Origin of the sequence: Bradyrhizobium sp. 4 (assembly GCF_023100905.1) — a bacterium.
Lineage (GTDB): Bacteria > Pseudomonadota > Alphaproteobacteria > Rhizobiales > Xanthobacteraceae > Bradyrhizobium.
The window spans coordinates 3,133,841-3,146,461 of record NZ_CP064686.1 but is presented as its reverse complement, the minus strand read 5'-3'; the positions used below and the strand labels follow the sequence as shown (position 1 = coordinate 3,146,461).

13 protein-coding genes are annotated in these 12,621 nt (G+C 58.3%); 4 read left to right on the top strand and 9 right to left on the bottom strand.

Annotation, left to right across the window (positions count from 1 at the left end):
• Window positions 1-100: 100 nt before the first annotated feature.
• Entirely contained in the window at window positions 101-586 is a 486-nt protein-coding gene (locus IVB45_RS14285; protein WP_247359479.1) for a hypothetical protein, read from the bottom strand.
• Between the two features lie 1,466 nt (window positions 587-2,052).
• On the opposite strand from IVB45_RS14285, the gene IVB45_RS14280 reads away from it, so the two are divergent.
• Entirely contained in the window at window positions 2,053-2,190 is a 138-nt protein-coding gene (locus IVB45_RS14280) for a hypothetical protein (protein WP_247807621.1), read from the top strand.
• A gap of 17 nt (window positions 2,191-2,207) precedes the next feature.
• Here the strand turns inward: IVB45_RS14280 and IVB45_RS14275 are convergent, their stop codons facing one another.
• From IVB45_RS14275 to IVB45_RS14265, 3 genes are all read right to left on the bottom strand, one after another.
• The gene (locus IVB45_RS14275) at window positions 2,208-3,797 is read right to left on the bottom strand and encodes an IS66 family transposase (RefSeq protein WP_247807620.1); all 1,590 of its coding nucleotides are present in this window, start codon (window positions 3,795-3,797) and stop codon (window positions 2,208-2,210) included.
• Between the two features lie 69 nt (window positions 3,798-3,866).
• Window positions 3,867-4,220, bottom strand: coding sequence for an IS66 family insertion sequence element accessory protein TnpB (gene tnpB, locus IVB45_RS14270; RefSeq protein ID WP_007601228.1), 354 nt, complete (start codon window positions 4,218-4,220; stop codon window positions 3,867-3,869).
• The gene (locus IVB45_RS14265; protein WP_247807619.1) at window positions 4,217-4,639 is read right to left on the bottom strand and encodes a transposase; all 423 of its coding nucleotides are present in this window, start codon (window positions 4,637-4,639) and stop codon (window positions 4,217-4,219) included. Before IVB45_RS14265 ends, tnpB begins: the two co-directional genes overlap by 4 nt.
• Window positions 4,640-4,749: 110 nt before the next feature.
• Between IVB45_RS14265 and IVB45_RS14260 the strand changes: the two genes are divergently transcribed.
• Window positions 4,750-5,427 carry an FkbM family methyltransferase gene (locus IVB45_RS14260; RefSeq protein WP_247359605.1) on the top strand — a complete coding sequence of 226 codons (678 nt, stop codon included), beginning with the start codon at window positions 4,750-4,752 and terminating at the stop codon, window positions 5,425-5,427.
• Between the two features lie 23 nt (window positions 5,428-5,450).
• Here the strand turns inward: IVB45_RS14260 and IVB45_RS14255 are convergent, their stop codons facing one another.
• Window positions 5,451-6,440, bottom strand: coding sequence for a glycosyltransferase (locus IVB45_RS14255; protein WP_247359606.1), 990 nt, complete (start codon window positions 6,438-6,440; stop codon window positions 5,451-5,453).
• A 416-nt stretch (window positions 6,441-6,856) separates the two neighbouring features.
• Window positions 6,857-7,132 (bottom strand): hypothetical protein, encoded by a 276-nt coding sequence (locus IVB45_RS14250; protein ID WP_247286739.1) that lies wholly within the window; start codon window positions 7,130-7,132, stop codon window positions 6,857-6,859.
• Between the two features lie 592 nt (window positions 7,133-7,724).
• On the opposite strand from IVB45_RS14250, the gene IVB45_RS14245 reads away from it, so the two are divergent.
• A complete protein-coding gene (locus IVB45_RS14245; protein ID WP_247359607.1) occupies window positions 7,725-8,144 on the top strand; it encodes a DUF2939 domain-containing protein in 420 nt (139 codons plus the stop codon).
• A gap of 743 nt (window positions 8,145-8,887) precedes the next feature.
• Here IVB45_RS14245 and IVB45_RS14240 read toward each other — a convergent pair.
• Entirely contained in the window at window positions 8,888-9,733 is an 846-nt protein-coding gene (locus IVB45_RS14240; RefSeq protein WP_247363299.1) for an endonuclease/exonuclease/phosphatase family protein, read from the bottom strand.
• A gap of 649 nt (window positions 9,734-10,382) precedes the next feature.
• Between IVB45_RS14240 and IVB45_RS14235 the strand changes: the two genes are divergently transcribed.
• Entirely contained in the window at window positions 10,383-11,171 is a 789-nt protein-coding gene (locus IVB45_RS14235; protein WP_247363300.1) for a Crp/Fnr family transcriptional regulator, read from the top strand.
• On the opposite strand, the gene IVB45_RS14230 is transcribed toward IVB45_RS14235, so the two are convergent.
• A complete protein-coding gene (locus IVB45_RS14230; protein ID WP_083926557.1) occupies window positions 11,129-11,332 on the bottom strand; it encodes a hypothetical protein in 204 nt (67 codons plus the stop codon). The two genes, IVB45_RS14235 and IVB45_RS14230, sit on opposite strands and share 43 nt — an antisense overlap.
• Window positions 11,333-11,451: 119 nt before the next feature.
• Window positions 11,452-11,934, bottom strand: coding sequence for a phasin family protein (locus IVB45_RS14225; protein ID WP_247363301.1), 483 nt, complete (start codon window positions 11,932-11,934; stop codon window positions 11,452-11,454).
• Window positions 11,935-12,621: the final 687 nt, after the last annotated feature.

Here is a 12,621-nt window from a genome sequence, read left to right as displayed (position 1 = left end):
CTCGCGATCGCATCCGACGTGAGGGATGTCGACTGGAGTAGCCTACGGCAGGTCGCCGATGGGCCGATACCCGCCATCAGCTCTTGGCAATCAATGGCGTTCAACGCGGATCTCTCCTGATACCTTCTAGCTCACCCCACGGAAGTCCCTCGCCATTGCACGATGAGTTCACCGCTACGCTAATGACGGGCGTAATGTGCTTAATCAATCCAAGCTCGCGAAGAAATTTGGACCAAAAGTAATCGAGTACTGTCCAGAATACGGGCTGTTGGACGTACACCGTGCCGCGAAAGACAACGAACGAGCGATCTGTACCTGCAGCAAGATGCCGAATGAGATCCCGGTTCGAGCCATCGGGAATAAGTGTCGCGATCTGCAGATGGCACGAGGCTCTGCTCGCCCGGATAATCGGCGTGTAATTCACGACCTCGTCGGTCACGACGACGTTGAAGTGGTTGCGTTCAAAGAATTTGATAAGGTCGTCCTTTAAATAGTTTTGAGTTTCGGGCTGGCTTGCGATCTTCCATCCAATCGTCAACAAAAGCACGCCAGCAATAGACCACCTAAATGCGCTGGAATAGTTCACGCCGCACCCCAAGAACACTGAAGCCGACTATCAGGCCGAGTATGATTGTGTTGCCGACCGCGTCTCCCCACGGTCCATGGACGGCGGCGTAATGCCATTGGCTCAAACCCATCAAACTTATCCGCGCGACGTTCACAGCTATTACTGAAACGCAGGCCAAAAGGCACCACGACACGTCGTAAACGGATTTCTTGGAGCCCGCTAATTGGCTCAAGGTAACCCAACACAGTACTGCAAGAGACACGTTCGCAAGCGAAGAACAAGCTGGCCAGATTACAAGAACTCCGGATCCGTCAGCAAATTCCACAATGTCTCCGGTCCGATGCGTCCCCAGTATCCAACCAACGAGTGACGCGTCGATCTGCAATATTAGGTTTGCAAAAAACTGAAATAGCAATCGGCTCCAAAGCATGGGCACGGTGGTAGCCAGTAATATGAAAGCGCCCCGTCGAGATGAGGCGACATCGGCGGAGATAATGATGTAGAGACTAAGAGCGGTTATTGCGAGCCAGCTTAGGGCTCCGATCGGAAGAATGACCAGAAAGAGAAAACCTGCCCCCAGGGCCAGCTCTGACGGACGCACCCCAAGCGTTCGGTCTCGAAGAACAAGAGATACCCCGGCGGCACACGAGATCCACACAATTATGCTAATCCCGAAGGTATTGAAAAGCGCCTCCGCCCATCCAAGCCGGTTAACTGATTGGATGATGCGTGATGCGAGGCCACTTACACAACCGAGAGCGAATAGTCCCGCAAAGAATTCTCCACGTGACAACTGCCTTATTCGCAATGCACCACGTGCAATCCACTCGTTTGAATATGCGACCACAAGCCAGCGCCTCGCCTTGTTTTCAGCCGCCGAGTATATGCCAAACCACCATCGAGTCTTGCTTGAGAACCAAAATCCCTTGAACTCTGGCGCAGATGAAAGCGGACACAACGATTTCGTCCGGCTACTATCAGCGGAGATTGCGATTAACTAACTGCAACGCCTCGCGTGCGCGGCGTGCTCATTACAACAGGCTAGCAATCGCTCTCTTCGGGATTGGCGTGCAGCCCGTTGCGACCGTTTGAAGTACCTACCGAAATATCAGGTAAGACAGACTGCCCCGGAAAGGCGAGCTACCAATGTCAGCCAACCTTACGACGGCGTTTAACCAACCAGTAGACACCGTAGCCAATGGCGAGAATCGGAAGGCCGGCGCCAGCAATCGGACCGGGGGCTCCCCTCACTTGGCCGGGCGCGTTTTCGCAATTTCCATTGCCGTTGCAGGCTAGGGCGGGCGGCGCAGAAATTATTAGAGTGAAGGCCAGAGCTAATGCAGACAAAACTCCCGAGGCGATCTTCATTGTTCTGCTCCACATTTTAAACGGGTTAGATCTTGTTTTGCGGATTTATTGAGCTTTAATTTACATTTAATGATAGTTAATGCCTACCAAAACGTCAATAGCTGGAAAACCCCCGAGTGGCAGTCATGCTGACCTTTAAGCGGCTCCTGCAGGATATCGCCTTTAACAAGATGTCGATTGGAATCGCGCACGCGCATCGTTTCCCCCTGCTGCATGAGAAGCATGCGCTCCGCGAACTGCTCGTCTATCTGTAAGCGCTTAGCCGGGACCCTTATTGGAGCTGGCTTGACGCTTTGCGGAATCGCCACGGCATGAGGTCTTCGATTCTGCTATGGGGATGGCCGTCGATGATGGCCTCGAGTGTTTCGGCGATGTAGGCGGCCGGGTTGATGTCGTTGAGCTTGCAGGTGGCGACGAGCGACGCAAGCAAGGCCCAATTTTCAGCCCCGACCTCATGTCCGGCGAAGAGAGCATTTTTTCTGGTCAGGCAGACTGGCCGGATGGCGTTCTCGACCGGGTTCGTGTCGAGCTCGAGGCGCCCGTCTTCGAGGAAGCGGGTCAGCCCCTGCCAGTGATTGAGCGCGTAGCGGATGTCCTCGGCGAGCGTCGAACCGCTGGAGATCATCGACAGCTGTTTTTCGAACCACGACTTCAACGCGGCTACCATTGGCAGCGAGTGCTCCTTGCGCGCGGCCAACCGTATGTCCGGCGATGAGCCGCGCACCACGGCTTCGATGGCGTAAAGCTGTGCGATGTGCCGAACGGCGGCCTCGGCGATCGGCGATTTGCTGTTACGGGCCAATTTGACGAAGCGCCGGCGCAAATGGCTCCAGCAATGCACGAGCGTCCACGGCCCTTGCGGTCGAGCGACTTCGGTCAGCCGGTCATAACCGTCATAGGCGTCGCATTGCAGGAAGTGTCCGCAAAAGCCATCCAGGAACTGCTCCGCAAAGGAACCGCTGCGACCGGGGGCATATCGGAACAGCACGATCGGCGGACTTGGGCCGCTGTGGCCGCGGTCGTCGGAGACGATCGCCCAGAAGTACCCCTTCTTCGTGTGGCCTCGCCCGGGATCGAGCACCGGCGCCTTGGTCTCGTCCATGAACAGCCGATCCGCCATGGCCAGGTGGTGGCGCATGTGTTCCGCGATGGGCTGAAGATGGAAGCAGGCGCGGCCGGACCAGTTGCCCAGTGTCGCCCGATCAAGCCGGATGCCCTGGCGCGCATAGATCTCGGCTTGGCGGTAAAACGGCGTATGGTCGCCAAACTTGGAGACGATCACGTGCGCAATCGCCGCTTCGGTCGGCAGCCCGCTGGGCACCACGTGCTCCGGTGCGTGCGCCTGCACGACAGGGCCCGAGCAATGGCGACAGATGTATTTCGGGCGGCGCGTGACCAACACCCGCCATTGCGCCGGGATCACGTCGAGGCGCTGGCTGACGTCCTCGCCGATCTTCGTCATGGCGCCGCAACCGCACGGACAGAGCGTGCTCGCAGGCTCGATGATCCGTTCCACCCGCGGCAAATGGGCAGGCAAGCAGCCGCGATTGCGATGAGAACCTTGATCCGGCACGCTCCGCGATCGGCCCTTGATCACAGCCTCGGCTCTCTCCTGCGCCGCGTCCAGGATGCCTTGCGCGATCTCCACGTCTTCCAACGGTAAGTGATACTGATCTGGCCGCAGCTTCTCGGACTTCGCGCCAAACTTGTCGCGTCGCAATTCGCCGAGGATGACCTCCAGCCGACGCCGCGCTTCTTCCGACGCCGCCAGCGCCCCCTGATGCTCGCTTAAGGCCGCCTGCGTTTGCGCCAAAAGCGCTTTCAGTTGTTCATTTTCGTCGCGCAGCGCCGCGATGCTCATGCGCTATTTCGAGCACATCGCCGCCGCGCGTGCCACATTCAAAATAGCTTCCGAGTCATTCTGCCGCAGTTATCCAGCCGCCTGGGGACGCCGCGCTTCTTCCGGGCGGACCAACCTCCAATCCAGCCCCTCGAACAGGGCTGCGAACATCGCCGGCGATATCCGTATCACGCCGTCTGCGATCGTTGGCCAAACGAACTTGCAACCTTCAAGACGCTTGTGCACCAACACCAGACCCGTTCGATCCCAGACCAAAATCTTGATCCGGTCCGCTCGTTTCGATCGGAACACGAAGGCTGCGCCGCTGAACGGGTCGAGACGAAGCATCTCCTGCACCTTCGCCGCAAGCCCATCGTGGCCACAGCGGAAGTCGATCGGCCGCGTCGCGATGTAAATCTTCAGATCGGCACCGGCCGCGATCATCGTGACGCTCGCATCGCGCGGATCACACGGGACAGCTGCTCGCCATCTATGGCTGTGTCCGTCCGCAGCACGACATCGCCGATCGCGATCTCAAGCTTGATCGCCGGAATCTGACGCTCCTCCAACGCACCTTCCACGACCAGCGGCGCGAATGTCGGCTGCGATGCCTCGCGCGGCGGCAACATGCCTCGCTGTCGAAACCGCCGCCGCCAATCGTAGATCTGCCAGCGCGTCGCTCCGTGCTTGCGCGCCACCTCGGACACCTGGGCACCGGGTAACAGACTCTCGGCGACGATCCGAGCTCTCTCAGCTTCCGAACGTACGCGGCGCCCCGATGGTCCTTCAAGAACCTCCAGCCGGCCCACCGACCCCCTCGTTGAGCCGTCCAAATGGACGTCCTTTTTGCTGTCCAATCCCATCCGAAACCTCCGTCCAAGCCGGAGGCTTCTTTCGCACAGCTATACCGATCCCGAAGCAAGGGTTCCGGCTAAGCGCTTACGTCTATCTCGACGTCGATTGCGTTTTCGACGTGGGCGCAAACGAGGGGCAATATGCCGAGTTGCTGAGATCTATCGGTTACGACGGCCAGATTGTTTCGTTTGAACCTGTCCCGCGACTCGCAAAGGCGCTGCGCGCAAAAGCTGTCTACGACGCGAGTTGGTATGTTGAGAGCGTTGCATTGGATTCAACGCGACGACATGTCGAATTTAATGTGGCATCGTCCCATTCACTATCGTCTCTGCATACGCCGCTGTCGGGTGGCGTGTTTGAGCGGGATATAGCCGCGTCAGAAAGAATCGGCATCGACACAGACACGCTCGATGATTACTTTCGCAAATATCAGAAAACGCTTGGGTTCAAGCGTGCCTTCCTGAAAATGGATACTCAAGGGCATGACCTCTCCGTTGCCGCGGGAGCCGGCGAGATGCTCTCAGAATTCTATGGCCTCCAATCCGAAGTGGCAATCGCTCCGTTGTACCAAGACCAGCCGAGCCTGAGAGAAGCCGTAACATTTTACGAAGAACGAGGCTTTGCCATAAATGCAGTCCTTCCCACGCACTACGCGTTTCCCACCCTGATCGAGGTCGATTTCCTATTCATAAACAGGCGTCGCATCCACACTGACCTAACAACGAGCTATCGACGGCAGCGCCGTAAATCCGCTGAGGTATGGCCAGGCGCGAACGAAACTAACAAGGCCGTATAGAAGCCCAGTCGTTTTGCCGGTGTTCAGCGGTGGTCCTTCCGCACGATAGATCTAAACCATTCAACTGCAGGCCGCACCAGCTGCCATTCTCGCGACCCAAGAACCTTCTTGCAGGCGAGAAACCACCAACGACGCGATCTTTGAACGCTCGGATCAATACTCAGGGCAAGTTTAGACAGGCGTGCTGAGCTCTCCATCGCGCCTTCATTGAAGGCAGCGCTTGCGCAGCCGATCGCTTCAAGTGCCAACATGTGGTTCATCCGGATACGAAGATCAGCAGCGTTGGTGAACCTCGCGGCGCTACTATCCAGGAAATGTTCTATCGCTGCCTTGCGTTGGAGCAGGTCTTGCTCCCGCGAAGGCTCACTTGACATATTGGCCGAGTGCGCTCGATACACGGCTTGGTCAGCGGCAATGACCCCGACATCCCCGTGTGCGGCGAGCCGTAACCACATTTCCATGTCAGAGGCGTAGGGTAAATCAGCCAAATACCCGCCGCGTTTCTGCAGGCATGTGCGAACCACGACGGTTGGTGACAGCACAATGTTTTTTGCGCCGCTAAGTGCAATGAAATCAAGTCCGGACAAAACACGGGTTCTCGATCCCACGCCTGTTCGACGCCGCGAACGCTCCCCGCGTTGATCAAGAACAACCGCGCCGCCGAAGGCGAAAGCGACGGACGGATGATCGTCCAACAGTTCGACGGATCTCGAAAGGGCATCGGGCAACAGGTAATCGTCCGCAGACAGCAGAAGCATGTAGTCGGCTCTCGCCCAGGCGATGCCTTCATTGGCGGTAGCAATCAGCCCTTGATTCGAGGTGTGCCGGCAATAACTGACGCGGGGATCGGAGCAGACTAACTCTTCCGCAACTTCCGCTGTATTGTCCGGCGACGCATCATCGATAATAAGCACGCGCAGTTCGGGGCCGGATTGCGTCAAAACGCTCTCGACGCACTCTCGCAGGAAGCGCCCATACCGGAAGCAGGGAAAAACCACGTCTACCGAACTCATTTTCGCAAACAGACCGTCACAAAGAGGGCTGAGCCCGCCCGTCTGAGAAAATCAAATCCAATTAAAAGGGTTCCTGGCCGGCTGCTGCAACAGGCAGTCGGTCAACTCCCTTCAAGGCAGCTGCTACAGCAAGCCTTTCCATTCTCCTGAACTGGCGGACACGAAACGGTACCAAAGGAACAGAACGCGCAGCGGTTGCCGAGGAGCGGCTTAACGCGCTGGCCGCCCCAAGATTCCCGCGGAAGACGCCTTACGCGACTACATCGCAAGCTGGTTAGTTGATGAACCGGTGTATTTGCTCCACGCGCAACGAACAAAAGCCGGCGCACGTCAGCCCAGAGGACTTGGCCACTTGCCTTCTAGGTCAGCAAGAGGCCATGCGGCGCGAATATGAAATCCTGAGGCCTGAGTGCTTCCTATACGAGCACGTCGTTGCCTGCGCTGAACGTGATCGTGCTTTCGTGTGCTGTCGTGTCAAATGCCGAGATCGTAAGTTCGCTGAAGTTCTCAATACCAAGCGCAGCGACATCGATGTAGTCGGTTCCTAAATTCGAAATACCCTGGCCAAGATCCGCGACTTTGTCGTGGCCGTTATTGACGTTGAACACGAAGGTGTCGTTGCCTCCTTTCGCGAGCCCAAGCATCACCTGAGCGTCGCCCCACATGTCATCTTTTCCGGTGCCGCTGATCAACTGGTCGTTCCCTCCACGCGCGTTGTCAGCATGGTCTGCCCATCCCCGACAAGCATGGTATCGTATGTTCCGGCAGGAACCGGGCTTGGAACATTGCCTCCGGTCAGACTGTCGTCGCCGCCCTGAGCGTCGCCGGAGATGGTCAGCGCATTGCCGTAAGCTCTGCTCAAGCCGGATGCGATGCCGCCCCCTTGCAATGCGCTGCCGCCGATCTAGGAATTCTCGGCAGGCCGTTACCGCCGTTAGCCTACAGGTTCAATGCGTGGTGGGGAAACGAGAGTTCGCGCAAAGCTGGGCACACGCAAGCCATGGCGTGGCTGCAGTCAGGCTTCGCCGCTAGGGTTTCCCTGAAACAGCGAGCAGTGGAATTTCATCGAACTTGAAGGCTTTCATGGCCACCCACCTTATGAGCAGCACCTTTAGGCCCTGGGTCTTTCCCACACGCCGCAAGTGCGAACGCGCCGCTCATTGCGGCTACTTGCCAACCTCCAACGATCAAAATGATTAAACTTCTCGGCTGACAGCCGCGCAAGAGGCGTTAGAGGTCCGATCGCATCTTGGAGCAATGCCCCTCCACCGTGATTGCCGCTCCATGAGGTGGCTCATTGGCATCCTGGCGGCGTTCCTGATCTGCCTCTTCATCTACGCCGGGTCAGCCTTCGTTTCGGTCTTGGGCCTGGTTTCGGCCGTGCGAAGCGCAGACGCCGCTCAGGTGATGGCCCGGACTAATCTTCCGCGCCTCCGTCATTCGGTAGTCGATCAGGTTGTGTCCGCTTATCTCGACCGAATTGGCCGAAAGCGGCCGGTGCAGCCGTTCGAACGAATGGCAGTCAACGCATTCGGTGCGACAATTGCCGACGATCTCGCGGTCAAGCTCATGACACCGGAAAATTTGTCCGTCCTGTTGAGGAGCGGCACCGTCCGCAACGCGGCAGAAAACATTACATTTGGGACGATGTCTTCGTTTGCCGAGCTTGACCTTTCGAACATCTTTGTGTTCGTGGGCGGATAACGCTAGTGAAGCCGGTCGAGTTTGCGGTGAAGCTCGGAGCAAATCAGGACGCCGGGAGCGTTAGCCTGCATTATGAAGGAGCGACCTGGAGGCTGTCTGGCATCACGTTGCCTCCAAAGGTCTTGTCCAGCATAGTGGACCGGCTACCAACGCGCTGAGCCCACCACGTTCAGAGAAGAAGCGAGGTTCGCGCTCTACTCGGCGCCACGTCCGACAACCAGCCATTGCTGGTGTGCGGGGAAGGCCTTGATGCCGGAGACGAGTTCGTCTCCTGGCAGATGAAACGCTAGCCTCGGACTTTCGAGCTCAAGCCAAGTAGTCCTCTGGCGGTGCCTTCCTTCAGCCCAGAACGATAGTTTCAACTCTCAGGCAGGGCATGCACCTGTAGGCATTGGCGGCGGGCAGGTTTGCAATTGCTGGCAGGGACGCGAGAAACTCCATTGGACGCTGACATCTGTTGCTGATGAGGGTTGGTGCCTTGTCCGTGCCACCGCCTTGCGCCATGGCTGGTCCGGCAAAAGGTGAGAACGGTGATTCCAATGGCCGGCGTTTACACCTCCGGACGACTACCGGGCGGCTGTATCGAAAATAGGCCCCACCAGCGTGAGCCGCTATTGCTCCTGAACCGAGACTCAGTTCTGATTTCGATCATTGCGGCCAAATTGCTTGCGGGGGGCCGCCGGCGGGCAAGACGTCCTCTACCCTTCCTTGCAACGACAGTTTTTAGTAGCTCCGCCATTCTTCTATTCCGAAAGCTTGATTACAATGGGCTGGTGCGCGGTCGCTTCGTTGACCTCGATGCTGCGAACGTAGCCGGTCAAATCTTCCGTCACGAAAATGAAGTCGCGGCAGTCGGGCCCGTCGGCCCGCTGCGCGCGGTCGTAGATTCCGCAAGTCGGCGCACGCGCGCGGCCGGGACGATCGGCGGTCCATGCATCCCGATACGCCAGACCAGGCCGGCCAGTTCGGGCAATCAATGCGTGCTGAGGGTCGGCAACATCAGAATTGAAATCGCCACACAGCAGGCTCGACGCAGCGACGGTTTGACTTCCGTACGGCTCATCGTGCCGGGAGCCGGCCTGCTTCGGACTCATCGACGCGTCCTCCTGCAAATCCAGCAGCCGCGCGATCTTTGCCTCGCGCTGGACTGCCGAATGAAACTCGAGATGCGTGTTGACGACGTGGATCGCGCCAAACGAGGCCCGAACCGTCACCTCCAAAGTGTGACGGCGCATGCTGCGCACCCTGCCTACACCCGGCCATGGCAGCAGGTGGTTGGCAATCTGCAGCACGGGCAACCGGGACAGCGTCATATTGCCGAAGTGATGGAGGTTGCCATCACGTTCGACAGTTTCGATAGCAGGTCGGAATATTGCGGAGTAGCCGGGCAACAGGGCTGCCAGCTGTGCGCTCTGATCCGCTCCATCACCAAATCTCGAGAAATTCGCGCTCACCTCCTGGAAGCAGAACACGTCGGCATCGAGCGTCTGTCGGGCGACGGCAACGATCCTCGCCAGATCGGTCACGCCGTCGCGGCGTTTTCCGGCAATGTTCCAGGTGAGAAGTCTCGAAATACTGTAGTGTCTCAAAGGCCGTTCTGACATTTTCGGCGTTTTTGGCCATTGAGATCACTACGGAATTTCCCGTTGCCAGAATGGCGGTTGCCCCCCAGGCTACGGTCAAAACCGGTTTGCGCCTCTATAGAAATCCGTGAAGCAATGGTGGTAGCTATCAGCAACACGGTGCTTCCGCCCAACACGCTGGCACGCACGACGAGCAGGGAGGACCCGCTCCCGGGAAGGCTTGTTGCGCGCCCGCCACACGCGGGGCCAATCGCTAGGATGGTGGGCGCACCAGGGCTCGAACCTGGGACCCGCTGATTAAGAGTCAGCCACGAGTTAAGAACGTTCAATGATTAGGCGGTCGCCGCCTTAGCATACTCGGCCAAAAAATGGCATCTGTCGCACAGGCATAGAGCGTCCGCTCCGATGACACTCTTTCCGGACGAGCGATAGGCTTGGCCGACATCAACTGCAATGCCCGCGAGCCTGCCGGTCCCAGTTGGAGCCAATCGCAGGATCTAGCGGGATCGTGCGTGGCGGTGCCGTCGCACACGCACGACTCCACGAAGGGAACCATATCTCCGGTGACCGGTTGGACCCCTGTTGAGTTGTGCGGCCAGTTGGGCACCAGCGGCCCCGTCCCAGCACCGGCCATCCGTCGGGGACGAATCCCGTGATGGATCACGCGACCAGAGTTGAGAATCGATTGTTAGCAGCGTTGCCGCCGGCGGATTTTGCCTTGCTTGCACCTCATCTGCGGAAGGTCGTGCTCGAGCGCGACGCAGTGCTGGTCCGATCGGGCGACCGGATCAATCACCTTCTCTTCCCCTGCAGTGGCGCGATTGCCTTTATTGTGGACTTGCCGAACGGGCAGACCGTCGCGACGGGGCTGGTCGGCCATGAGGGTGCCATCGGTCTGACGTCGGCGCTTGGCGCATCCCGCTCCCCCCTGACGGCGGTGGTCCGCGTCCCAGGGGCCGTGCTGCAGATCCCGGCGGCGCAATTTCTGCCGGCGCTGGGTCGCAGCCCCGCGATCGCATCCATGGTGCAGATCTTCACGAGATCGCTGCTGACGCAATTTCAGCACGTCGCGGCCTGCAATGCACTGCACTCCGTCGAAGCTCGGATGGCCTGCTGGCTGCTTCAAATTCATGACCGGGCGAATGGCAGCAATCTCCTCCCTTTGACCCAGGAGACTATGTCGGAGCTACTGGGCGTCCGACGCACCACGGTCACGCATGTTGTGAGGGCGTTGCGCGCGTCAAGAGCGTTGAAATCCAGCCGCCGCGGTCAGCTCGAGATTGACCGGCCGCGGCTCGAAGCCGTGGCATGCGAGTGCTACAAGGTGATGAGCCGCAGGATCGATCGGATAATATCGCGTGGCGGAGCAGGACTTATTCAAGCGGCGCCGGCACGAGACGCCTACCAGCCGCCCGGCAACCGACTATCCAGGGCAGGCTCGTAGACCCAGGCCTCTCGCGCGAACCACTCGTGTGTAGCCGCGCAGACCCGACAATAGGTGCGCGAGAAGAATACCGCGCTGCAGCGAAACCTTTCGCGATCAGTCTCGATACCCGTCGAAATAGCGTCGCCCGTTTCCGGGCACTTGATCATTACCACACCCATCTTGATTTCCTGCAATCTGTTGCGGACCCTGAGCACGTTGGCCCGCCATCGACTGGACCGAGCGTCCCCCCGTTGCGGAGACGCCTGTCCAGTCGATCCGCGCGGCCGGTAGCCTCGGTTCAGACGGTCTTGTGCAGCACTCTGTTGAAGCCGGTCTTGATGGGCTCGGTCGTCTCGATCGCAACTTTCTGCGCGAGCTCCCAAAGCTCCCGATTCTGTGCGGAGACGACTTCGAAAGCCTCGCGGCTTCGGGCGGTCGAAAGATGCACGATATCCAGCAGCGACCTGGTCTCAGCGAGGCGGGATAAAAACTCCAGGGTGGCGCTGGTATTGTCTTTGGAAATCTCGATGACCTTGGCGCCGTAATCGACGGCCCCTCTGGCGTTCATAGAGCAGGCTTCACGGAGAATGTCGCTGATCTCCTCGGAAGTCGCTTTCATGCTCGCGATATTGTTCTTGGTCTGTGCGGCGCCCTGCTCGGCGAAGCCACGGAGGAGTTCCTGGAAATTCAAAAGCGGCAAATCGAACCTTGGTTTTGCACCATTCGTGTTCTCATTCACCGGATCGGCCTGCGTTTCGACTTTCACATTGGCATCATTCACGAGCTTTCATCCTTTCGAGCGAAACTAGTTAATGGATTGAAGACTCTTTGCTCCCGGCACGTACTGCGCCAGAAAACCAGCGCCCCTGTTCTCGGCGTGACCGGAGGCTGCTGCGGATGAACCGCTCGGCCCCTGCCGAAGCCAAATATGATCGATTAAATTCGAAACATCCGTACGCTTTCGGACTCTCGCTGAAATAATTTGATGGGTTGCGACCAGGCGGAGCTTTAGATCTGCGACGTTGCAGCGACCGCTCGGTTGCACTCTGAGCTTGCTCGTCGTCTGAGATAGCCGGACTGGCGCAGCTCGCGCTGATGGTTCTCTTCTCGATCCACCCAGTCCCTGAGACTCTCAAGTTCTGCGAGTTGAGAGGCAAGCGCTTCGAGACGCTGGCGAAGAACAGCGGCAGGGTTGTCCACTCGAGCGCAGATTTTCATGTGAGGTCTCCTAGCAATATGTCCGCGAGAATTCCGCCAGCTTTGACGTGGCCAAAAAATGTGAAATCAAAGGAAAACGCGACTAATTCGGCATGCTGCGTTGCCGATGACGATGCGGCGGCGTGTTAAAAAAGTACTCATGTGCCCCGGCGCACGGCACGCTGCATTGGGTCTGACTGCTCAGCTTGCAACAACAGCGGATCGAACCGTTGTTAAGGCTCGGAGCGGGTTGCGCTCGAAAGTCGAGAGG

What these genes read in the sequence shown, in the direction of transcription:
- tnpB (WP_007601228.1), bottom strand. Translation starts at nt 4,220, where the DNA reads ATGATCGCGGCCGGTGCCGATCTGAAGATTTACATCGCGACGCGGCCG.
- IVB45_RS14235 (WP_247363300.1), top strand. Translation starts at nt 10,383, where the DNA reads ATGGATCACGCGACCAGAGTTGAGAATCGATTGTTAGCAGCGTTGCCG.
- IVB45_RS14265 (WP_247807619.1), bottom strand. Translation starts at nt 4,639, where the DNA reads ATGGGATTGGACAGCAAAAAGGACGTCCATTTGGACGGCTCAACGAGG.
- IVB45_RS14255 (WP_247359606.1), bottom strand. Translation starts at nt 6,440, where the DNA reads ATGAGTTCGGTAGACGTGGTTTTTCCCTGCTTCCGGTATGGGCGCTTC.
- IVB45_RS14245 (WP_247359607.1), top strand. Translation starts at nt 7,725, where the DNA reads ATGAGGTGGCTCATTGGCATCCTGGCGGCGTTCCTGATCTGCCTCTTC.
- IVB45_RS14275 (WP_247807620.1), bottom strand. Translation starts at nt 3,797, where the DNA reads ATGAGCATCGCGGCGCTGCGCGACGAAAATGAACAACTGAAAGCGCTT.
- IVB45_RS14230 (WP_083926557.1), bottom strand. Translation starts at nt 11,332, where the DNA reads ATGGGTGTGGTAATGATCAAGTGCCCGGAAACGGGCGACGCTATTTCG.